This is a genomic window from Photobacterium aquimaris (assembly GCF_002954455.1).
Taxonomy (GTDB): Bacteria; Pseudomonadota; Gammaproteobacteria; order Enterobacterales; family Vibrionaceae; genus Photobacterium; species Photobacterium aquimaris.
In genome coordinates this window covers 2,074,909-2,096,567 of sequence record NZ_MSCC01000001.1, presented here as the reverse complement: position 1 = coordinate 2,096,567, position 21,659 = coordinate 2,074,909, and the positions used below count along the sequence as shown (strand labels likewise).

The 21,659-nt window shown below is 40.6% G+C and carries 19 protein-coding genes and 5 tRNA genes; 14 read left to right on the top strand and 10 right to left on the bottom strand.

What is annotated here, in order from left to right; genetic code table 11:
• Positions 1-14: 14 nt before the first annotated feature.
• The 7 genes from BTN98_RS09160 to lolB form a co-directional block, all read right to left on the bottom strand.
• Positions 15-99 (bottom strand) — tRNA-Leu (locus BTN98_RS09160).
• Positions 100-148: 49 nt separating this feature from the next.
• Positions 149-225 (bottom strand) — tRNA-Met (locus BTN98_RS09155).
• Positions 226-527: 302 nt separating this feature from the next.
• Entirely contained in the window at positions 528-1,619 is a 1,092-nt protein-coding gene (gene ychF / locus BTN98_RS09150; protein ID WP_060997422.1) for a redox-regulated ATPase YchF, read from the bottom strand.
• A gap of 92 nt (positions 1,620-1,711) precedes the next feature.
• Positions 1,712-2,302, bottom strand: coding sequence for an aminoacyl-tRNA hydrolase (gene pth, locus BTN98_RS09145; protein ID WP_060997421.1), 591 nt, complete (start codon positions 2,300-2,302; stop codon positions 1,712-1,714).
• Between the two features lie 248 nt (positions 2,303-2,550).
• Positions 2,551-3,498 (bottom strand): ribose-phosphate pyrophosphokinase, encoded by a 948-nt coding sequence (locus BTN98_RS09140; RefSeq protein ID WP_036793517.1) that lies wholly within the window; start codon positions 3,496-3,498, stop codon positions 2,551-2,553.
• 32 nt (positions 3,499-3,530) lie between these two features.
• The gene (gene ispE, locus BTN98_RS09135; protein WP_060997420.1) at positions 3,531-4,409 is read right to left on the bottom strand and encodes a 4-(cytidine 5'-diphospho)-2-C-methyl-D-erythritol kinase; all 879 of its coding nucleotides are present in this window, start codon (positions 4,407-4,409) and stop codon (positions 3,531-3,533) included.
• A 56-nt stretch (positions 4,410-4,465) separates the two neighbouring features.
• Entirely contained in the window at positions 4,466-5,068 is a 603-nt protein-coding gene (gene lolB / locus BTN98_RS09130; RefSeq protein ID WP_060997433.1) for a lipoprotein insertase outer membrane protein LolB, read from the bottom strand.
• A 280-nt stretch (positions 5,069-5,348) separates the two neighbouring features.
• On the opposite strand from lolB, the gene hemA reads away from it, so the two are divergent.
• The 7 genes from hemA to BTN98_RS09095 all read left to right on the top strand — a co-directional run bounded on the left by hemA (position 5,349) and on the right by BTN98_RS09095 (position 12,218).
• A complete protein-coding gene (gene hemA / locus BTN98_RS09125; RefSeq protein ID WP_060997419.1) occupies positions 5,349-6,611 on the top strand; it encodes a glutamyl-tRNA reductase in 1,263 nt (420 codons plus the stop codon).
• Between the two features lie 44 nt (positions 6,612-6,655).
• A complete protein-coding gene (gene prfA, locus BTN98_RS09120; RefSeq protein ID WP_060997418.1) occupies positions 6,656-7,744 on the top strand; it encodes a peptide chain release factor 1 in 1,089 nt (362 codons plus the stop codon).
• Complete coding sequence (prmC, locus tag BTN98_RS09115; protein WP_060997417.1) at positions 7,744-8,601, top strand: peptide chain release factor N(5)-glutamine methyltransferase; 858 nt, start codon at positions 7,744-7,746, stop codon at positions 8,599-8,601. The genes prfA and prmC overlap by 1 nt, the downstream gene beginning before the upstream one ends.
• A 2-nt stretch (positions 8,602-8,603) precedes the next feature.
• Positions 8,604-8,984, top strand: coding sequence for a SirB2 family protein (locus BTN98_RS09110; protein WP_060997432.1), 381 nt, complete (start codon positions 8,604-8,606; stop codon positions 8,982-8,984).
• A gap of 13 nt (positions 8,985-8,997) precedes the next feature.
• Positions 8,998-9,807, top strand: coding sequence for a SirB1 family protein (locus BTN98_RS09105; RefSeq protein WP_060997416.1), 810 nt, complete (start codon positions 8,998-9,000; stop codon positions 9,805-9,807).
• A 14-nt stretch (positions 9,808-9,821) separates the two neighbouring features.
• Positions 9,822-10,676 (top strand): 3-deoxy-8-phosphooctulonate synthase, encoded by an 855-nt coding sequence (gene kdsA / locus BTN98_RS09100; RefSeq protein WP_060997415.1) that lies wholly within the window; start codon positions 9,822-9,824, stop codon positions 10,674-10,676.
• 288 nt (positions 10,677-10,964) lie between these two features.
• Positions 10,965-12,218 (top strand): SLC5/6 family protein, encoded by a 1,254-nt coding sequence (locus BTN98_RS09095; RefSeq protein ID WP_060997414.1) that lies wholly within the window; start codon positions 10,965-10,967, stop codon positions 12,216-12,218.
• A gap of 97 nt (positions 12,219-12,315) precedes the next feature.
• Here the strand turns inward: BTN98_RS09095 and BTN98_RS09090 are convergent, their stop codons facing one another.
• On the bottom strand, positions 12,316-14,199 hold the full coding sequence (locus BTN98_RS09090) for a methyl-accepting chemotaxis protein (RefSeq protein WP_060997413.1): 1,884 nt from the start codon (positions 14,197-14,199) through the stop codon (positions 12,316-12,318).
• A gap of 301 nt (positions 14,200-14,500) precedes the next feature.
• Between BTN98_RS09090 and BTN98_RS09085 the strand changes: the two genes are divergently transcribed.
• From BTN98_RS09085 to BTN98_RS09065, 4 genes are all read left to right on the top strand, one after another.
• Positions 14,501-15,859: a Na+/H+ antiporter NhaC family protein gene (locus BTN98_RS09085; RefSeq protein WP_060997412.1), complete on the top strand. Its 1,359-nt coding sequence runs from the start codon at positions 14,501-14,503 to the stop codon at positions 15,857-15,859.
• A 317-nt stretch (positions 15,860-16,176) separates the two neighbouring features.
• A complete protein-coding gene (gene ushA, locus BTN98_RS09075; protein WP_060997410.1) occupies positions 16,177-17,850 on the top strand; it encodes a bifunctional UDP-sugar hydrolase/5'-nucleotidase UshA in 1,674 nt (557 codons plus the stop codon).
• A gap of 197 nt (positions 17,851-18,047) precedes the next feature.
• Positions 18,048-18,527 (top strand): Cys-tRNA(Pro)/Cys-tRNA(Cys) deacylase YbaK, encoded by a 480-nt coding sequence (gene ybaK / locus BTN98_RS09070; protein ID WP_060997409.1) that lies wholly within the window; start codon positions 18,048-18,050, stop codon positions 18,525-18,527.
• Positions 18,528-18,597: 70 nt separating this feature from the next.
• Positions 18,598-19,212 carry a LysE family translocator gene (locus BTN98_RS09065; RefSeq protein ID WP_060997408.1) on the top strand — a complete coding sequence of 205 codons (615 nt, stop codon included), beginning with the start codon at positions 18,598-18,600 and terminating at the stop codon, positions 19,210-19,212.
• A 46-nt stretch (positions 19,213-19,258) separates the two neighbouring features.
• On the opposite strand, the gene BTN98_RS09060 is transcribed toward BTN98_RS09065, so the two are convergent.
• Both BTN98_RS09060 and smrA read right to left on the bottom strand, forming a co-directional pair.
• Complete coding sequence (locus tag BTN98_RS09060; protein WP_060997407.1) at positions 19,259-20,173, bottom strand: DMT family transporter; 915 nt, start codon at positions 20,171-20,173, stop codon at positions 19,259-19,261.
• Positions 20,174-20,348: 175 nt separating this feature from the next.
• Positions 20,349-20,930: a DNA endonuclease SmrA gene (gene smrA / locus BTN98_RS09055; RefSeq protein WP_082732121.1), complete on the bottom strand. Its 582-nt coding sequence runs from the start codon at positions 20,928-20,930 to the stop codon at positions 20,349-20,351.
• Between the two features lie 342 nt (positions 20,931-21,272).
• Between smrA and BTN98_RS09050 the strand changes: the two genes are divergently transcribed.
• From BTN98_RS09050 to BTN98_RS09040, 3 genes are all read left to right on the top strand, one after another.
• Positions 21,273-21,349 (top strand) — tRNA-Pro (locus tag BTN98_RS09050).
• Positions 21,350-21,430: 81 nt separating this feature from the next.
• Positions 21,431-21,507: transfer RNA gene (locus BTN98_RS09045), tRNA-Pro, on the top strand.
• Between the two features lie 9 nt (positions 21,508-21,516).
• A tRNA-His gene (locus BTN98_RS09040) sits at positions 21,517-21,592 on the top strand.
• Positions 21,593-21,659: the final 67 nt, after the last annotated feature.

Below are 21,659 nucleotides of genomic sequence, written 5' to 3'. Positions count from 1 at the left end.
CTCTATTGAAAGAATGGTGCGGAAGGAGAGACTTGAACTCTCACACCTTACGGCGCTAGAACCTAAATCTAGTGCGTCTACCAATTCCGCCACTTCCGCATTTTATCAATATCGAGTATTGATTTTCAATCTTATAATAAAATTGAAATGGTGGCTACGACGGGATTCGAACCTGTGACCCCATCATTATGAGTGATGTGCTCTAACCAACTGAGCTACGTAGCCAATTTGTAGCCAACAGCCACTGCTCTTAGTGAGCCGCTTCGTTGGGAACGGGGCGCATTATGCTCATACCAGCCAAAACCGTCAATAGTTTTTTTTGATAAATGGCGAAAATACGTTTGTTCGGCGGTTATTTGGGCGAACTGGGCGAATCACAAACTGATATCTGATCTGTCAGCTATTAATGGTTAAAATTGTGATGTAACTCAATTTTATTTTTATCTACCAAATAATAAAAAATAAGCCAGCACGAGGCTGGCTTATTGATTTATTCGTCGTTATCTCAATGATAACTGAATAATAAATTATACGTTAAAACGGAAGTGGACAACATCGCCATCTTTAACAATGTAATCTTTACCTTCTAGACGCCACTTACCAGCTTCTTTAGCACCTGATTCGCCACCAAACTCGATGTAATCGTTGTAACCGATAACTTCAGCGCGAATAAAGCCTTTTTCAAAGTCAGTGTGAATAACACCCGCTGCTTTTGGTGCTGTTGCGCCAACAGGGATAGTCCATGCACGTACTTCTTTCACACCAGCAGTGAAGTAAGTTTGTAATGACAGTAATTCATAGCCAGAACGAATTACACGGTTAAGACCCGGCTCTTCGATACCCATATCAGCTAGGAACTCTTCACGATCTTCATCATCAAGCTCAGCGATTTCAGATTCCATTGCTGCACAAATTGGCACAACAATCGCGTTTTCTGTTGCTGCACGCTCAACAACTTTGTCAAGGAATGGGTTATTTTCAAAACCATCATCGTTAACGTTAGCAATGTACATGGTTGGCTTTAGGGTTAGGAAGTGCAGGTAATCAATCGCTGCTTTTTCTTCTTTGCTTAGTTCCATTGAACGTAGCATGCCGCCATCAGTTAATAGTGGCAGCATTTTTTCTAATACTTTGATCTCGAATTTAGCATCGTTATCGCCACCTTTTGCACGCTTTGCTAAACGGAAAATAGCACGCTCACAAGTATCAAGGTCAGCCATTGCTAATTCAAGATTGATGATGTCGATATCTTCAAGAGGGTCAATACGGCCAGCAACGTGAACGATGTTGTCATTTTCAAAACAACGAACAACGTGACCAATCGCATCAGTCTCACGAATGTTAGCTAGGAACTTGTTACCAAGACCTTCACCTTTAGATGCGCCAGCAACAAGGCCTGCGATATCTACAAATTCCATTGTGGTTGGCAGAATACGCTCTGGTTTAACGAATACTGCTAATGCATCCATACGTGGATCTGGTACAGGTACCACACCTGTATTTGGCTCGATAGTACAGAATGGGAAGTTAGCTGCTTCGATACCTGCTTTTGTTAAGGCATTGAACAGTGTTGACTTACCAACGTTTGGTAGACCTACGATACCGCATTTAAAACCCATGGTTTGTAACCCTTTTGGTGATTATTCTGTAACAACTCAATTATAGTACTCACACGAGCCTATAACGACGAAGTAGTTCTGTTGCCAGTGCGCTACTCTGCCTTGAATGAATGAAGACGATTTTGTGCCTTACTTAGGCCGTCTTTTAGAAGCACATCAATACAACGAACTGATTCATCAACCGCTGCATCGATAAGTTCTTGTTCTTTGGTCGGTGCTTTTCCTAGCACGTAACCAGCGACTTTATTTTTATCACCAGGGTGGCCAATAGCAATCCTTAAGCGATAGAAATCTTTGTTGTTGCCCATTTTGCTAATGATATCACGCAAGCCATTATGACCGCCGTGACCACCGCCTTTTTTGAACTTGGCAACACCAGGAGATAAGTCAAGTTCGTCATGGGCAACTAAAATTTCTTCCGGTTTTATTTGGAAAAAATTAGCCAATGCAGATACAGACTTACCTGATAAATTCATGAATGTTGTTGGGATCAACAAGCGAAGATCTTGACCATTAGTTGTGATCCTGCCTGTGAGACCAAAATATTTGGGATCTGGGCGCAGGGTAACATTATGGACTCGAGCTAGTTCTTCAACGACCCATGCACCAGCATTATGACGGGTTTTTGCATACTCTTGGCCAGGGTTTGCCAGGCCGACAAGTAACCGAATATTATTACTCACGCTTGTCTCTCTTGTCATACAGCCGTAGTGATAGCGTTTTGTGATGACCATTATGATGGCTAAACCGCATAATCAGCGGGTTCAAAACGCGCGCTATATTATACCAAACGAAGCTAAATTGATATGGTTCTACAGTGATCTGCTAATGACGTAGTGCGCAAAAAATAAAACGCCCCGCAAAAGCGAGGCGTTGGTTTTTATTTAGCTGAGAATTTTATTGAGAAAAATCTCATCCTAATCACACGTGATTAGTGTTCAAACATAGCTGAAATTGATTCTTCGTTACTGATGCGACGGATCGCCTCAGCTAGCATGCCAGACAAGGTTAGTACTGATACTTTACCTGTTGCTGCAATTTCTTTTGTTAGTGGGATTGAGTCAGTAACAATGATTTCATCAATCACAGATTCAGTGATGTTTTGTAGTGCACTACCAGAGAATACTGGGTGAGTAGCATAAGCAAATACACGCTTGGCACCGCGTTCTTTTAGTGCTTCAGCAGCTTTACATAGTGTGCCACCAGTATCGATCATGTCATCAACGATAATACAATCGCGGCCTTCAACATCACCGATTAGATGCATAACTTGAGAAACGTTAGCACGTGGGCGGCGTTTATCGATAATCGCAATATCCGTATCATCTAATAGCTTAGCAATAGCACGCGCACGTACTACACCGCCGATATCAGGAGAAACAACCACTGGATCTTGGAGATCTTTCGCTAACATATCTTCAAGTAGAACTGGGCTACCAAATACGTTATCGACAGGAACATCGAAGAAACCTTGGATTTGTTCAGCATGTAGATCAACCGTTAATACGCGATCAACGCCTACATTAGATAGGAAGTCAGCAACAACTTTAGCAGTGATTGGCACACGAGCAGAGCGTACACGACGATCTTGGCGTGCATAACCGAAGTATGGAATTACAGCAGTAATACGACCTGCAGAAGCACGACGTAATGCATCGATCATAACAACCAGTTCCATTAGGTTGTCGTTAGTTGGTGCACAAGTTGATTGAATAATAAATACGTCGCTACCACGAACGTTTTCATTAATTTGCACACATACTTCACCATCGGAGAAACGGTCAACCGTTGCGTCTCCTAATGAAATATAAAGACGATCAGCGATGCGTTGGGCTAGTTCTGGTGTAGCGTTACCAGCAAACAGCTTCATATCAGGCACGGTGTAAACCTCAGGTTGCGTCCAAGTTGTAATTACTGACAATCCATAGAATATGTGGCTAGCGTTGTCATCAAAGGAGATACGTTAACACCTTTTGCGACAAATCCCTGGAGCCAGTCAGGTAAATTATTCAAAATATCATTAGCATTTTGCTCGGTGTCACATTCTGCAAACACGCAAGCACCAGTGCCAGTTAATCTTGACGGCGCATATTCTAACAGCCATGAAAGCGCCTGATCAACCTCAGGATTAAGACTTCTTACAATTTTCTCGCAATCGTTTTCGTAAACATCACGTAACAGGGCATCTAAGCTACGTTTTTTGGTGTTTCGAGGTAATTGCGGATGGTTGAAAATTTCAGCAGTTGCGATGCTAATATCGGGTTTTGCGACTAAATACCACTTTTCTTGTGGTGCTGCTGGCTGTAATTTTTCACCAATACCTTCTGCGAATGCACTGTGACCACGAACAAAAACAGGCACATCAGCCCCAAGTTTTAAGCCGATAGTGGCAAGTTCATCGACGGATAAATTGGTTTGCCATAGAAAATTCAATGCCACTAATGTTGTTGCAGCATTAGACGATCCTCCTCCTAAGCCTCCGCCCATAGGTAAAATTTTATCAATATGGATCTCAGCCCCGAAATCGACTTGTGCCGCTTGACGCAACGCAACAGCGGCACGGTAGATTAAGTTATCTTCTGTAGCAACGCCTGCTATTGCTGGTGTGAGGGTGATGTTATTATCTTGACGAGCAGTAATGGTTAATGTGTCACCATAATCGACAAATTGAAATAAGGTTTGTAAGTCGTGATAACCATTGTCTCGTTGACCTGTGATGTAGAGAAAAAGGTTAAGCTTGGCAGGTGCAGGCCACTGCGTAGCAATATCAAATTTAGCGTTGTGGTTCATGAAAGAGACTCATTAGTTACGTGAATTTTAAGCATTAAAAAACAAAGGCTTATTTTTTAAATCTTCCAAGTGGAGACTTTTATTTTGATGGTTAATTGGCCTTGTTTTAAGGTCATCAATATTGGTAGCGATGGTACTTTAGTATTATCGTAACTACTGTAATACATCTCCCAAGTGCGGCCATCAATTTTTTTGGTTAGCATGGCAACTTGGTCATTCTTATTGAGTTGATAATGATCAGCACCGGTCGGAAGACCGATTAACCAATCACGCATTTGTTGAAGTGGTAAACTAATACCCGTCAGTTGTTGCACTAATTGTGCGGCATCAGTGCCATGATAAGTGTGACCATCAGGATCGGTAAGTGTGACCGTATCAGGAGTCGCATCCAATTTTAGAATGGTTTTATACATTTTTGTTAAAATGAGTTGATAATCATCGGCCTTATTTTGCCAATTAAAGGCTAAGGATACCCGTTGCTGAGGACTGATGTAGCCAAATACGCCTTGAGCATGATACCGGGTGAGTTGTTGCAGTTGAGCTTGATGAAGTGACCAATCAGCTTTATGGGTGATTGTTGGTTGCTGTGCACAGCCTGAAAGAAGTGATAATGATAAGGCGAAAATAGAAAGTAGCCATTTTTTTCTGTGGTTTGTCACGGCTTTTTTTTGAACCGATGTCACAGTGGCTGAAAGGAGATTTGTAGCAAGAGTGCGCAATATCATCGTAGGAAGTCTCTATCAGAATGAGCCAAAACAATAGCGATAATTTAATCGAAAGCCAAATTATAACCATTAATGATACGAATAAGGTGGCTAAAAAACGATAAAAATGGTGTCATTACTGATTGATTACCTCTGTTGCCTTTTATTACGACATGGCATCAAGTAAAATCTTCACCTTAGATTTTTTCATTGCCGAAGTGGGTATACTGTTTCCATGACCTTGCTTGCATTAGGAATCAACCACAAAACAGCTTCTGTTGATTTGCGTGAGAAGGTAGCTTTTTCTCCTGAAAAACTGTCTTTGGCACTGCAGGAGCTTAAAAACCATCCTGAAGTCTCGAGTGCGGTGATTGTATCTACATGTAACCGAACCGAAGTTTACTGTGAGTTATTGCAGTCAGGACCGGGTGTGATTATTGACTGGTTGACCAAATTTCATCAGATCACAGCCGAAGAATTGATGCCAAGCCTGTACTTTCATGAACAACAAGCCGCGGCGCGCCATTTAATGCGTGTTGCATGTGGGCTAGATTCGTTAGTATTAGGTGAGCCGCAAATTCTAGGACAGGTGAAGCAATCTTATTCGGAATCAAAAGACAATGGAACTGTAGTTGGTACCTTAGAAAAATTGTTTCAAAAAACATTTACCGTTGCCAAACGGGTTCGTACTGAAACCGATATTGGTGGTAATGCAGTTTCTATTGCGTATGCAGCATGTTCGTTGGCAAGACAAATTTTTGAAGCTTTATCGGGTGTGACAATGTTGCTCATAGGAGCAGGGGAAACCATTGAATTGGTGGCTCGTCATGCTGTTGAGCAAGGATGTAACCGTTTAATTGTTGCCAACAGAACCCGTGAACGTGCACTTAATCTTGCACGAGAGTTTGGTGCTGAAGTGATAGGTTTAGAAGATATTCCTGACTATCTTCATTGTGCCGATATCGTCATTAGCTCAACAGCTAGCCCATTACCTATTGTGGGTAAAGGCATGGTTGAAGTGGCCTTAAAACGTCGTCGTAATCAGCCGATGTTATTTGTTGATATTGCTGTACCGCGTGATATTGAATCACAGGTTGGCGATCTTAATGATGTGTATTTATATTCTGTCGATGATCTGTATTCGATTGTCGAGAAAAATCGTGAGCAACGTAAAGTAGCTGCGATTCAAGCTGAAGCGATCATCGCTGAAGAAAGTATTACTTTTATGCAATGGCTACGCTCACTGGAAGCGGTCGATAGTATCCGTGACTATCGTCAATATGCCGAAGCAATAAAAAATGAGCTGTTACAACGCAGCTTACAAGCAATCGCCAATGGTACCGATCCTGAACGAGCCTTGGTAGAATTGAGTAATAAACTAACCAATAAGCTTATCCATGCTCCGACAAAAGCCATGCAGCAGGTTGCCAAAGATGGTGAATCTGACAAATTGGTTGTGATCCGTGAAGCACTCGGGCTGGATTCCTATAACGATTAGCAGTTGATGGCTTTGGCCGTTACTCCGCACTTAATTAGAAGATTATGAAGCAATCAATTTTAGTTAAATTAGAAACGCTGGTTGAACGTTACGAAGAAGTTCAACACCTACTGGGTGATCCCAGTGTCCTTAGTGATCAAAACCGATTTCGTGCACTATCAAAAGAATACTCTCAGCTTGAAGAAGTGACCAAGAGTTTCCAAGCGTACCAACAAGCGCAAGAAAACCTTGAAGCTGCAGAAGAAATGGCACAAGAAGATGACGCTGAAATGCGCGAAATGGCGCAAGAAGAAATCAAAGATGCTAAGGCTGAAATTGAACGTTTAGCCGATGAGTTACAACTATTATTGATTCCAAAAGATCCTAATGATGATCGTAACTGTTTTGTTGAAATCCGTGCTGGTGCTGGCGGTGATGAAGCGGGTATTTTTGCAGGTGATCTGTTCCGTATGTACAGCAAATACGCTGAGCGTCGCGGTTGGCGTATGGAGATCATCAGTGAAAACCGTTCCGAGCAAGGCGGTTATAAAGAGATGATCGCTAAAGTTAATGGCGATGGTGCTTATGGCGTTCTAAAGTTTGAATCAGGCGGTCACCGTGTACAGCGTGTCCCTGCGACTGAATCTCAAGGCCGTGTTCATACATCTGCTTGTACAATCGCGATTTTACCTGAAATTCCAGAAGCTGAAATTCCAGAAATTAATGCGGGTGATTTACGTATTGATACCTTCCGTTCATCAGGCGCGGGTGGTCAGCACGTTAACACCACCGACTCAGCTATTCGTATTACTCACTTACCAACGGGTATTGTGGTTGAGTGTCAAGATGAACGTTCGCAGCATAAAAACAAAGCGAAAGCGATGTCAGTGCTAGCTGCGCGTATCATCAAGGCAGAAGAAGAGCGTCGTCATGAAGCAGAAGCAAGTACTCGTCGTAACTTGTTAGGTTCAGGTGATCGTTCTGACCGTATTCGTACTTACAACTACCCACAAGGTCGTGTATCAGACCACCGTATTACGCTAACACTTTACCGTCTAAATGAAGTGATGGAAGGTGATTTAGATGCATTGATTCAACCGGTATTTACTGAATATCAAGCGGATCAACTTGCAGCGATGGCTGAGCAAAACTAATGCCACGTAGCATTGAATGTTTATTACAACAAACCAATGCACAACTTGCGACTGCGGGCTCTAATAGTCCGCAGTTAGACAGTGTTGTATTGTTATGTCATGTATTAGATAAGCCACGTAGTTACTTGTTAACTTGGCCTGAAAAGCAACTTGATGAGGCGCAATTTGCGACTTTTTCAGCATTGTTAGCTCGTCGAATTGCAGGTGAGCCGATTGCTTATATCGTCGGTGAGCGTGAGTTTTGGTCACTGCCGTTAAAAGTGTCACCGTCGACATTAATTCCCCGTCCTGATACAGAAAGGCTGGTTGAATTAGCACTTGAAAAAATACCAGCAACAACATGTCAGGTACTTGATTTAGGTACAGGCACGGGTGCAATTGCATTGGCGGTAGCATCTGAACGTAATGATATTGCTGTTACGGGAATCGACTTACGTCCAGAAGCGGTGGCATTAGCGACTGAAAATAGCCAGCGACTCAATATAACGAATAGCCGCTTTTTAGCCGGTAGTTGGTATAGTCCTCTTGAGCAACAACCTCAATTTTCCGTCATTGTAAGTAATCCGCCTTATATAGATGAAGCTGATCCGCACCTTATTGAAGGTGATGTTCGCTTTGAACCTAAAAGTGCGTTAGTTGCGAGTGATAATGGACTCGCTGATATTCGTATTATTAGTCAAGATGGACGTCAATATTTATTGCCTGGTGGCTGGTTACTCATGGAGCATGGTTTTGAACAAGGTGTTGCCGTTCGAACTATTCTTGAGCAATTAGGTTATGTACAGGTATCTACAAGTCAAGATTATGCTGGGCTCGATCGCGTAACGATGGGGTGCTGGCTAGGAGATCATTCGTAATGATGTACATGGCAATGAAACATCTTCATCTTACCGCAATTGCGTTAAGCGTATTACTGTTTGTTACTCGCTATATAATGGTGATGACAAACTCAGCAATGATTAATAAAAAATTCTTTAAAATAACCCCCCATGTCATTGATACGATCATGCTTGCTTCTGGTGTGGCATTAATTTTTATTACTGGATTTATACCGTTTACTGCGGGTAATGGCTGGTTAACTGAAAAATTAACCTGTGTGCTTGCCTATATTGCATTAGGTTATTTCACCCTTCATCATGGAAAAAACAAAGTATTTAAGACGTTTGCCTTCTTAGGAGCAATTGGGTGGTTAGTATTGGCTGCACAATTAGCTATCACTAAAACGCCTATCTTGGGTTAGTGTGAGTAATATCATGATGCCATTTAATGAACAAGATCTTAATCAGATGCCGTTGGTTGATGGAGCGATTGCTTTCATGGCTGAGGTCGATATTGATTTTCCTGCGACATGGGTACAATTACGTTTGACTCAATTGGTACAAGAAGCGGAACAAACACTGATGCACGAGCTTAACCCTCGTCTGCGCCTCGAAGGTTTGTTACGACTTTTTTATCATGAGTGGGGCTTTCAAGGTGATCAACAGCAATATTTTTCATCAGATAATGCTTTTCTAGATAAAGTCTTAGAGCGTCGTAAAGGGATTCCAGTTAGCTTAGGTGCTATCTTCCTTTACTTAGCTAAGCACCTTGAATTACCTGTTGAAAATGTAGGTTTTCCTACTCAGTTTTTACTGAAAGTTATATGGTCACACGATGAAATTCAATACATTAATCCTTTTGATGGTGAATTTGTGAGCGTCCATATTCTGCGAAGTTGGTTGATCGGCCATCGTGGTCCATTTGCTGAATTTAAGCCTGAATTTCTTGATGCGCAGCAAAATAATGTCATTTTATCGCGCTGGTTAACGGTGATGAAAAGTGCGTTATTGCGTGAAGAACAATTTACAGATGCATTGCGTTGTAGTGATTTAGCCTTAGCATTAAACCCTGGTGATCCGCATGAGATCCGTGATCGCGGTTATATTTACCAGCAACTTGATTGCCTTCATGCTGCAGCGGTTGATTACTCTTATTTTATAGAACAATGCCCTGAAGATCCTGCTGCAGATTTACTTAAACTTCAAGTAGATGCTCTGTCTGAAGAGCCTCTTACCTTGCACTAGATGAGAAGATAAATATGATGCAACAAAAAATTGTTCGTGTTGGTGATATTGATGTTGCTAACGATAAGCCATTTGTACTTTTCGGTGGCATGAATGTGCTAGAGTCGCGCGACTTAGCAATGGAAATCTGTGAGCACTACGTAGAAGTAACCAATAAATTGGGTATTCCTTTCGTATTTAAAGCGTCTTTTGATAAAGCAAACCGTTCATCTGTACGTTCGTACCGTGGTCCTGGTTTAGAAGAAGGCTTAAAAATCTTCCAAGAATTAAAAGACACCTTTGGTGTGAAAATCATTACTGATATTCATGAAAAAGAACAAGCTCAGGTTGTTGCTGATGTAGTTGATGTGATTCAATTACCGGCTTTTCTCGCTCGCCAAACTGATCTTGTTGAAGCGATGGCTAAAACTGGCGCTGTGATTAATGTCAAAAAACCACAGTTTATGAGCCCTGGCCAAGTGGGTAACATTATTGAGAAGTTTGCTGAGTGTGATAACCACAATGTGATTCTATGTGAGCGTGGTGTATTACACGGTTATGATAATCTTGTGGTTGATATGCTTGGTTTTGACGTAATGAAGAAAGCGTCAAACGGTAGCCCAATCATTTTTGATGTAACCCATGCACTTCAATGCCGTGATCCACTTGGTGCAGCATCAGGCGGTCGCCGTGAGCAAACTATTGATCTTGCACGCTCTGGCATTGCAACGGGTATTGCTGGTTTATTTATGGAAGCGCACCCAACGCCAGATTTAGCACGTTGTGATGGCCCATCTGCTTTCCCATTAGATAAGCTAGAACCATTCCTTGCACAGATTAAGCAACTTGATGACTTAATTAAGAGTTTTGCTCCGATTGAAATCAACTAATTAATGTTGTTGAGATACATTGAGCCCTATAAATTCTATTTATAGGGCTTTTTTGTGTAAAAAGCATACGAAATAGGAAAAATTGTTTAATTATAAAATTTGGTTTTTTATTCTGATTAAAGTGCTTAAATTTGAATTAATATTCTGTAAATTATCCTTATTTTAGCTGTTATGCTTTATTGGAATTATAAATGTCAGGGTGATCTGTGTCACTTTTTTTTTGAGTCTTGGCTCTGGTCGTTTCATACTACTGCTAAGTTTTATTAGTCGTAGTGAGTTACCGTGTCAATGTCACAAGATCTTTCCGCTCTCGAAGCAAAAACCGTCTCCTCAAGTTGGACCAAACATGATACCAGTTGGATGTTGAGCCTCTTTGGTACATCTGTTGGTGCCGGTATTTTATTTTTACCGATTAATATTGGTTCTGGTGGTTTTTGGTCATTAGTTATTATGGCGCTGCTTGCCGGACCGATGACATTTTGGGCTCACCGTGGACTGGCTCGATTTGTTTTATCTTCTAAACAGCCTAATGCTGATTTTACTGATGTGGTTGAAGAGCACTTTGGTCAGCGTTATGGGCGTTTAATCTCTTTATTATACTTCTTATCTATCTTTCCCATTTTGTTGATTTATGGTGTTGGTTTAACCAATACCGTTGATAGTTTTATGGTGCATCAACTCGGTATGGCTGCGCCGTCTCGAGTGATACTTTCAGGTTGTTTAGTGTTTGGTATGATAGCGATCATGCTGGCAGGTGAAAAAACCATGCTACGCGTATTTGGCATGATCGTGTATCCACTAACGTTTATTTTGGCTGGTATTTCAATTTATTTGATTCCAAGCTGGCACATGCCTAATTTTAGTCTTAATCAAAGTGTTGGTGATTTAAGTGCCTCGCTATGGTTAGCTATTCCAGTGGTGGTGTTTGCATTTAGTTATACACCTGTCGTGTCTGGGTTTGTTAATGCGCAACGTCGTCAATACGGTCATCACGCCCATACTAAATCAGAGACTATTTTAAAACGTACTTCTGTGATGCTAATTGCATTCGTATTATTTTTTGTTTTTTCATGTGTCTTGAGCCTAACGCCAGCACAGTTGCAACAAGCAAAAGTCGATAATGTGTCAGTGTTATCGTATTTAGCCAATGTCGAAGATAGTCACTTTATTATGATTCTGGGGCCTTTAATTGCTTTTATTGCGATTACATCATCGTTTTTAGGTCATTTTATGGGGGCACGTGAAAGCTTTAATGGTCTAGTGGCTAAACAAACCTCATTACCAATTAAAACCATCGATAAGATCGGTGTGGTACTGATGTTTATTAGTATTTGGTTTGCTTCGGTAATGAACCCAAGTATTTTAGGCATGATGGAGGCTTTTTCTGGGCCTGTGATTGCGATGATTTTATTTTTGATGCCAATGCTGGCGGTGTATCACATTGAAAGTCTGAAAATCTACCGTGGTAAACTAAGCACATATTTCATCTTAGTGATGGGGTGTTTAGCGGTCGGTGCGATTGTGTTTAACATGGTTAAATAGTACTGCAGATAAATAAAGGCTTGCTCCTGTTGATGTCTACTTATATAGACAATAGAGATGCAAGCCTTATTTTTAGAAGGTGATTATCGCATTATTATCACAGTTTAAAGCGGTTGATCTCTTGTTGTAATTCATACGATAAAGTCGATAACTCCGCCGCTTGTTTTGCAGCTTCGCTGGCCTCAACAGCTAATTCATTTGAAACATCACGAATCCCCTCGGTGTTGCGAGTAATTTCTGATGTTACTGATGATTGCTCTTCTGCGGCAGACGCTATTTGGGTTGCCATATCACTGATGTTATTCACCGCGGTGGTGATTTGAGACAAGCTCGCTGAGGCTGAGTTGGCATCATCAACACTGGTTTCAGCTAAGTGGCGGCTATCTTCCATTATGCCGACGGCTTGACCTGTTGTTTGTTGTAAGGTCTCAATCATTTGTTGAATTTCTTGGGTTGATGCGTGAGTGCGTTGACTTAATACTCGCACTTCATCAGCAACCACTGCAAATCCTCGGCCTTGTTCACCCGCGCGCGCGGCTTCAATAGCAGCATTAAGAGCAAGCAAATTGGTTTGTTCAGCAATACCTTGAATGGTTGAAAGAATAGTATTAATGCTCTGTGCATGACTGTTTAATGCACTTATCACTCCAGTGGCAGTTTCAACTTCTTGAGCAAGACTCGCAATTGATTGCTGGCTTTGATTCACTTGAGTGGTGCCATGACCAGACGCGATGACAGTCTCTTCTGAGGTACGTGCAGTGTTTTCAGCGTTTGATGCTATCTCATGGGTTGCGGCGGCCATTTCATTAATAGCTGTTGCGACCATATTAATTTCATCTTGTTGAAATTGAATACGAGTACTACGTTCTTCTGCTTGAGAGGCAGTGATGTGAGATTGCTGACTGAGTGTACTAGAAACATGGCTTAAACGGGTCAGCATGCTATGTAAGTTACTCACAAATGCGTTGAAGTTGTGGGCTAGTTGACCCACTTCATCATTACTATGAGGCTCAAGGCGACGAGTTAAATCACCTTCACCGTTAGCAATTTCAGCTAATGCGGCAGAAACACGGTTAAGATCGCGGAATAAGAGATTAACTAACAGTGTTAGGGCAATAATAACGCATAGCGTTATGATGAAAGCTGTGATGATCAATTGTTTAAGCGCGGTATAATAGCTGGCTTCTTCTGTCGCTAGATCCATTTCTAGCGCTAATACCCATTCTGTATTTGGAATATTCTCAAAATAAAGCACTTTTTGTTGACCATTAATGGTTAGATGAAGTGCTTTATTGGTCGCTATTTGCTGCTCAATATTACCCATGGTGAGCTGATTGTTGTATTGCGCTAATGGCTTGAGTAATAATTGTTTATTTGGGTGAGCAAGAAAACGGTTATCTTGTTTATTAATCAGCATCGCAACCGCATTTTGACCGACATTGAGGCTGATAACATCATTAATAAGTTGGTCGATCAATACATCCGCGCCAACCACACCAACCTGTTGACCGTTATTGGTTAGTGGCTGTGCAATCGTGATTAATAGTGCGTTAGTGATAGCATCTTGATAAGCAGGGGTAATAATTTGTTTGCCTGCTGTTTGAGCATCACGATACCAAGGACGTGTACGTGGATCTATTTGAGATAAATTACGAGTAGCATTAGAACTCGTGGTGCTACCTGCAGCACTGCCGAAATAAATATCATCAAAGCCACCGCTTTTACGTGCTTGTTCTAAAAACATCACATTATTGGGTTGGTCATAATAACTACTAAAAGATTGAGTAATCGCACGGCGAATATCCATCCAATCAGCAATGCCGATAGTAGCAGTTGAGGTAATACTGCGTGCTCGTTGATCAGTATTGGCGTGGGTTTCGTTATCAAGTTGCTTGGCGGCTAGCCATGTTAATGCTGTTGCCATGACGACGACTGCCGATACGCTAGCCATGATCAATTTTTGTTTGAGGGAAAGCTGCATAGGTCCATCTCAGGAGTCAAAATATATCCTATGAGAGCAAATTATGACTTGCATTACAATTGATTCATTAATGATTGAATACTTTATTTTTAAAAGGTTAACATATTGATATGTAGTGACTTTTTATTGACGGTTACGATAGTGTTTAGTGTCGTTAAATTGACAGAGGATGGTTGTTTTAGGGATTGTATAAAGAGTGACTAAGCAATAAACATATGGATGTTTAGACGTCTAGATGTTGACACTGGTGACACATCCCATTAACCTAAGGGAAATTCTAAAATAGATATTCCTTATCAGCATGTCAAACTCAACCAACACATCATCAATTACACCTTCAGCATTGGCATTGCTGCCACTGGGGGTATTTCTTGCCTTATTTATTGGTGTCGGTAGTTACCTGACTTACCAAGGGGTAGATTTCGCTTTTTATCAATTACCGTCACCTGTTGCAGCATTACCTGCTGTAATTTTGGCAATTATTCTAAGCAAAGAAAAATTAAATAAAGCCATAGAGCAATTTATTCGTGGTGTTGGTCATAGCGACATTATTGCGATGTGTATGATCTATTTACTTGCAGGTGCATTTGCTGCGGTTGCGAAAGCGTCGGGTGGAGTTGATGCAACAGTAAACCTTGGTATGGCTATATTGCCTGCAAGCATGATCTTACCGGGTATTTTTATGATTTCTGCCTTTATTGCGACGTCAATGGGCACCTCTATGGGTACGATTGCTGCGGTTGCGCCAGTTGCATTAGGTATTGCTCAAGCTGCAGGAATGGATGTTGCGTTAACCGCTGGTGTGGTTTTAAGTGGTGCGATGTTTGGTGATAATTTATCGATTATTTCTGATACAACGATTGCTGCAACCCGCTCTCAAGGTTGTCAGATGAAAGATAAATTTCGCGAGAATATTAAAATTGCTTTACCGGCTGCCATTGTTACTATGCTGTTGTTTGCTTTTAGTAGTTCAGTAACAACCTTACCTGCCGCAAATCCAATTGAATGGTTAAAAGTATTACCTTATATCACGATCCTTATTCTTGCTGTGTCTGGAGTGAATGTTTTTGTAGTGTTGAGCTTAGGTATCGTTCTTGCGGGTGGTGTGGGTTTATTTTCAATTGATAGCTACAGTTTAACTACATTTGGCAAAGATATTTACAGCGGCTTTGGCAATATGCAAGAAATCTTCTTACTTTCAATGTTGATTGGTGGTGTGAGTGAGTTAATGCGTCAACAGGGTGGCTTAGCATTTTTAACCCAATTTATTAGCCGTGTGATTGGTAAATTTAGCTCAAAACATAATGCTTCAGAAAATTCTCGTGCTAGTGAGATAGGTATTGCGTCGTTAGTGAGTTTAACTAACTGTTGTACTGCCAATAACACTGTCGCAATTATTGTATCTGGTGGCGTGGCGCGTGAGTTAGCACAAGAGAATAATGTTACCGCTCGTCGCTCCGCAAGTTTATTGGATATTTTCTCTTGTGTGGTGCAAGGTGTATTACCTTACGGCGCTCAAGCATTATTATTGGGGTCAGTATTTAAACTTTCACCACTAGAAATAGTTTCTCATTCTTATTATTGTTTCTTTTTAGCCATTTCGGCTTTAATAGCGATTTTTATTCGCCGTTCAACCCCTAAATTTGAGAAAGTCTTTTAATCAATAAATGATTATTTTTGGTTGTTGAATACTTAAAATATTTGTTCAAAAAGCTCGACTATGGTCGAGCTTTTTTATGGTTTGTGATCAGCGGTTTGTTTTTAATGTTGTAGCGGTGATCTTGATTGCAAAATTGTGACGTTAAATAAGTGCCGGCTTTTGATTCACCTACACTGAGCGCGATTATTTTGAAACGGTTATTTATTAAGATTATTTCATTAAATAACACTATTTTGCGCATAAATATGAATTGATTCAGCCATATAAATATTAAAACATGGTCGGTATCGTCGATTAAAATCATTAAGGTGGATAACATGAAGCAACATTTATTAGCTAAGACAGCATTAACCGCTGCTCTTCTAGCTGTACTTTCTGGTTGTGCGACACCGACAGATGATACCTTACCGAAATGGAATGCTGATAAAATTTATCGTATTACTATTTTACATACCAATGATAACCATGGCCGTTTTTGGCAAAACCAAAATGGTGAGTACGGTATGGCTGCGCGAAAAACATTATTAGATAGCATTCGTGCGGAAGTAAAAGCTGAGGGGGGCACAACATTATTGCTTTCTGGTGGTGATATTAATACCGGTGTGCCTGAGTCTGATTTACAAGATGCCGAACCTGATTTTAAAGGCATGAATATGCTAGGTTACGATGCAATGGCATTAGGTAACCATGAATTTGATAATCCACTTGAGGTATTACGTAAGCAGCAACAATGGGCTAAGTTTCCAATGTTATCTGCCAATATTTACGATAAAAATACCGGTAAACGTTTATTTCAGCCATACCAAATTTTTGAGCAGCAAGGGATTAAAATTGCGGTTATCGGCTTAACCACTGAAGATACCGCAAAAATAGGTAATCCTGAATATATTGGTGAAATTGAGTTCCGTGATCCTAAAGCAGAAGCAAAACAAGTAATTGCTGAACTTGAAGCCAATGAGAACCCAGATGTGATTATTGCAGCAACCCATATGGGTCACTATGAAGATGGTCAGCGCGGCATTAATGCGCCTGGTGATGTGGCATTAGCGCGTTACATGCAAGCTGGCGATCTTGATATGATAGTAGGTGGACACTCGCAAGAACCCGTGTGTATGGAAGGACCAAATAAGAATAATAGTGATTTTAAACCTGGTGATAAGTGTACGCCAGATCAACAAAATGGAACTTGGATAGTACAAGCCCATGAATGGGGTAAATATGTTGGCCGTGCTGATTTTGAATTCCAAAATGGTGAGTTAAATCTGGTTAGCTATGATCTGATTCCAGTAAACCTAAAGCAGAAAATTAAATTAGCTGATGGCAGCCAACAGCGAGTCTTTATTCAGAATGAGATTCAACAAAATCCAGAAGTGTTGTCGTTTTTAACGCCTTATCAAGAAAAAGGCCAAGAGCAATTAACGATTAAAATTGCAGAGTCTAACGGTAAGTTAGAAGGTGATCGTAATGTGGTGCGTTTTCAGCAAACTAACTTAGGTCGTTTAATTGCGGCTTCACATATGGAACGCGCTAAAGCTGATTTTGCTGTGATGAACTCTGGCGGTGTACGTGATTCGATTAATGGTGGTGATATTACTTATAAAGATGTGCTCATTGTGCAGCCATTTGGCAACATCGTGACCTATATTGATATGTCAGGTAAAGAGATCCTTGATTATCTGAATGTGGTTGCAACCAAACCAATTGATTCAGGTGCTTATGCGCAGTTTTATGGTATCGCAATGACTGTTACTCATGGCAAAGTGACTAATGTAAAAATTGCTGGCAAGCCATTAATGATGAATAAAACCTACCGCTTTACGGTGCCGAGTTTTAATGCGGCTGGTGGTGATGGTTATCCAAAAGTAAACAACCATCCTGGCTATGTAAATACAGGCTTTGTTGATGCTGAAGTACTAAAAGAGTATTTGCAAACCAATAGTCCAATTGATGTAAATCGCTTTGCTCCCAAAAGTGAAATCACCTATAAATAACCAGTCTTGCGACAGGTCTATTGTATTTGCGGCGCTGAATTTTCAGCGCCGCTTTTTTTATTCTTTTTAAAAAATATATCTCGGTATATAGTTCTGCTTTGGTAAACAGATGTGGTTAGCTTCTTTGTCTATGGTGGATATAAAGGGGGAGCTAATTACAGCTGTTTGATTAACGCTATGTTGTAGAGATAAATGTAATGACACCAGCAATTAAATTAGCAAAAAAAAATAAGATTGAATTTCAAGTTCACCAATATGAACATGATCCAGCCAATAGCAACTTTGGTCATGAAGCTGCTGAAATTTTAGGCTTAGATCCTCATCGTGTGTTTAAAACATTATTATTTGCTCTAAATGGTGATCCTAAAAATTTAGCCGTTGCCGTTGTGCCTGTTGCGGGCATGCTCGATCTAAAGGCTGCAGCAAAAGCGGCTGCTGGAAAAAAAGCGGAGATGGCTGATCCAAAATTGGCAGAAAAAGTGACGGGTTATATTGTGGGAGGGATCAGTCCTCTTGGGCAAAAAAAACGCTTACCAACTTTTATTGATAGTAGTGCAGAGCAATTTGAGACAATTTGCGTAAGTGCTGGACGCCGAGGTTTAGAAATAGAGCTTGCAGCGAAAGATTTAGCGACACTCACTAGCGCTAAGTTTGCAACGATTGCTAAACACGATTAACCCATAAAATATTATTACGGCAAAACCACAACAAAGATTTTTATATTGTCATTGATAAAAGGAGTTAACGATGACACTTAGCCTTTGGTTGTCTTTATTAGCGATTTGTTTGCTAGGGGCGATGTCACCAGGACCTAGTTTAGCCGTCGTTGCTAAACACAGTTTATCGGGAGGACGTTGGCATGGGATTGTAACCGCGTGGGCACATGCTTGTGGGGTTGGGTTCTATGCCTTATTAACGTTACTTGGTTTAGCCGCAGTATTGCATCAATCACCAGTATTATTTAGCGGTGTAAGTTATGTGGGCGCAGGGTATTTAGCATATCTAGGGTTTAATGCTTTGCGCTCTAAAGGTGGTGTGGCTGCAAAATTAGCACAAGGACAAACCAGCACATTATTTGGAGCTGGACGTGATGGGTTGATGATTTCCTTATTTAATCCTAAGTTAGCATTATTTTTCTTAGCATTATTTAGCCAATTTGTTGCTGTTGGTAATGAAGCATCGTCAAAGGCGATCATTATTGCAACACCACTGCTGGTGGATGGATTATGGTATACATTAATTGCATCTATTTTATCTTATCCAAAAGTGTTAGCAGCATTGAGAACCAAAGCGCAATTGATCGATCGTTTATCTGGCGTTGTGTTACTTGGATTAGCGTGTCGAGTGGTGTGGTTAGCTTAGTGATAAAAAAGGCATAAAAAATAGCCGAACAATGTTCGGCTATTTTTTATTCATTGGGTTGGCGTCTTTTTTTCCGTAACCAAATAGGGACAAAGGTATTAAGGAGCGTTGCTAATATAATCAATCCAATACCGACCATTTTATTCCATGGCATTGGGTGGTTAAAAAACATAAATTGCCAAATAGCCGAGAAAATTAAATTAGTGAAAATAATTGGCGCTAATTGTGAGCCAGACTCTGCTAATTGATAAGCTTTAGCACGGAAAACTTGAGTATTAACCGTACATACCGCCATGAAGATCAATAGCAATAATAACGGATGCTGCCAACCTGTTAATGTATGCCACTCAACTGCTGTAGTAATTGGTGAGAACATTAAAAAAGGTATTAAAAATACAGAAGCAACAATAAAGCTCCACGCACTCACACCGACAGGCGTCAGGTTACTTTTACTGGAACGGTACATTGCTACTTGTGAGCCAGCATTAAAAATACCACCGGCTAAGCCTAACAATAAACTGCCGCCAAACTTCATTTGCTCCAGATTACCAGCAATGAACAGTAATCCTGTAAAGGTAATGCCTAAATTAATAATAATAAGGCGTTTGATCGGTGTTTTAAAAAAGATACGTTCTAGAATTGGAACAAATAAAGGACTGGTACCAAATAAAACAACCGCTTCAACAAGACTAAGGTATTTAATTGACGCAAGAAAACACAGTTGGCTACCAGTAATACAAATACCGCGAACAATTAAACCGCTCCACGCTTGTTTATTGGGTTGTGACCACTTAGTGATCATCATTAACCAGAATGCAAGAATTGCGGGGAATAGCAATCGGAAAAAGCATAGCCATGCTGGGTCAAAACTGTGGGTTAGCCATTTGGCTACTAATCCTGTTACTGATAAGCTAAATGTAGATACTAGCATTAGCAGCATTGGACGTATTTCTGAATTCATTAGTAATCTCCTCGGGCGGCGACTTTACGTGAATTGTATGATTAATAAATTCAAAATATCTTAACCCTAGGATATATTTATTTTACCATTTTGATGATGGTGTCTATTTAGGGGGGGATAATATCATTTGCCTTGTCAATCAATGGGTTGATGTGTATTTGTGGGGTTTATGAATTTAGGATTCACGGTGATTTAAATGCCGATCACGTGTCTGCTGCTTTTTTTCGGCACTCTTTTTGATCATAACGTAAAGAGCACCTGTGCCACCGTGTTGGCGCTGAGCGGAATGGAAACATAGTACATCTGAAATCTGCTCAAGCCAGGTAGTGATATAACTTTTCATTAATGCTGGTGGGTTAGTGCGTTCTCCTTTGCCATGAATAATCATGACTGTACGAATATCTAGCCGTTGGGCTTGCTTTAAAAAAGTTAATAGTTCATCCCGTGCTTGAGATAATGTTTTTTTATGTAAATCTAACCGCGCATGAATATCATATTTACCTTGGCGCATTTTTTTAAATACGGCTAATTGCACTCCATCACGCTTAAACTCAATCATGTCATCGGGTTTGACCATCTTGGCGTGATCAAGAGATAAATAGTCGATATTACTATTAGCTAGTGTTTGTGCTGCCAATCGTCGAGCAAGTTGTGCTTCTGAGACTTGGTGTTTTTGTTGAATTAAAACGGTATCTTGTTTTATTGGCGCAATATCAGCCATCATCTCTTTAAAGAGATCCAATTCATCATTAGACATAAAATACTCACTATAATTAACCAATAATTTCAGTATACCTATGCGCAATAGAAACAAAAGCCAATAAATAGGAAACATATACAGAGTCATAGACATTTAAGTTTGGCCAATTATTGAATGTTGTTAATACATTGTGGTGTTGTATGTGATTAAGATTCTATGATTGTTATAGGAAGTTAATGGCTGGTGGTATTTTAATCGACATGCGCTACTGGTAACCTATAAAAAAGGCTGTTTAATCAACAGATATTTTAGTTACAAAAAAAATACCGTATAGGGGTTGCTAAAATAAAAATGGCGAGTATTATAGCGACCTCAACAACGCATAGCGCGTTGAAATGTCGGTGAATAGCGCAGTTTGGTAGCGCATCTGGTTTGGGACCAGAGGGTCGGGGGTTCGAATCCCTCTTCACCGACCACTATTTAAATAATAGTGGTTTATTAAACCGTTATTATCAGAGAAAATGTTAATTGATAACATTTCTCGAAAAGAATTTAGTCGGTGAATAGCGCAGTTTGGTAGCGCATCTGGTTTGGGACCAGAGGGTCGGGGGTTCGAATCCCTCTTCACCGACCACTTACAATGGTGGCTATAGCTCAGTTGGTAGAGTCCCGGATTGTGATTCCGGTTGTCGCGAGTTCAAGCCTCGTTAGCCACCCCATTATTCAGGTTATCTTTTTTAGAGACCTTGGCCTTGTAAGCCTAAACAACATCGGTGAATAGCGCAG

Coding starts and splice junctions, on each gene's coding strand:
- ushA (WP_060997410.1), top strand. CDS start 16,177: ATGAAGCAACATTTATTAGCTAAGACAGCATTAACCGCTGCTCTTCTA.
- BTN98_RS09105 (WP_060997416.1), top strand. CDS start 8,998: ATGATGCCATTTAATGAACAAGATCTTAATCAGATGCCGTTGGTTGAT.
- hemA (WP_060997419.1), top strand. CDS start 5,349: ATGACCTTGCTTGCATTAGGAATCAACCACAAAACAGCTTCTGTTGAT.
- prmC (WP_060997417.1), top strand. CDS start 7,744: ATGCCACGTAGCATTGAATGTTTATTACAACAAACCAATGCACAACTT.
- ybaK (WP_060997409.1), top strand. CDS start 18,048: ATGACACCAGCAATTAAATTAGCAAAAAAAAATAAGATTGAATTTCAA.
- BTN98_RS09065 (WP_060997408.1), top strand. CDS start 18,598: ATGACACTTAGCCTTTGGTTGTCTTTATTAGCGATTTGTTTGCTAGGG.
- kdsA (WP_060997415.1), top strand. CDS start 9,822: ATGATGCAACAAAAAATTGTTCGTGTTGGTGATATTGATGTTGCTAAC.
- BTN98_RS09090 (WP_060997413.1), bottom strand. CDS start 14,199: ATGCAGCTTTCCCTCAAACAAAAATTGATCATGGCTAGCGTATCGGCA.
- BTN98_RS09110 (WP_060997432.1), top strand. CDS start 8,604: ATGTACATGGCAATGAAACATCTTCATCTTACCGCAATTGCGTTAAGC.
- ychF (WP_060997422.1), bottom strand. CDS start 1,619: ATGGGTTTTAAATGCGGTATCGTAGGTCTACCAAACGTTGGTAAGTCA.
- BTN98_RS09095 (WP_060997414.1), top strand. CDS start 10,965: ATGTCACAAGATCTTTCCGCTCTCGAAGCAAAAACCGTCTCCTCAAGT.
- BTN98_RS09085 (WP_060997412.1), top strand. CDS start 14,501: ATGTCAAACTCAACCAACACATCATCAATTACACCTTCAGCATTGGCA.
- prfA (WP_060997418.1), top strand. CDS start 6,656: ATGAAGCAATCAATTTTAGTTAAATTAGAAACGCTGGTTGAACGTTAC.
- BTN98_RS09060 (WP_060997407.1), bottom strand. CDS start 20,173: ATGAATTCAGAAATACGTCCAATGCTGCTAATGCTAGTATCTACATTT.
- ispE (WP_060997420.1), bottom strand. CDS start 4,409: ATGAACCACAACGCTAAATTTGATATTGCTACGCAGTGGCCTGCACCT.
- smrA (WP_082732121.1), bottom strand. CDS start 20,930: ATGTCTAATGATGAATTGGATCTCTTTAAAGAGATGATGGCTGATATT.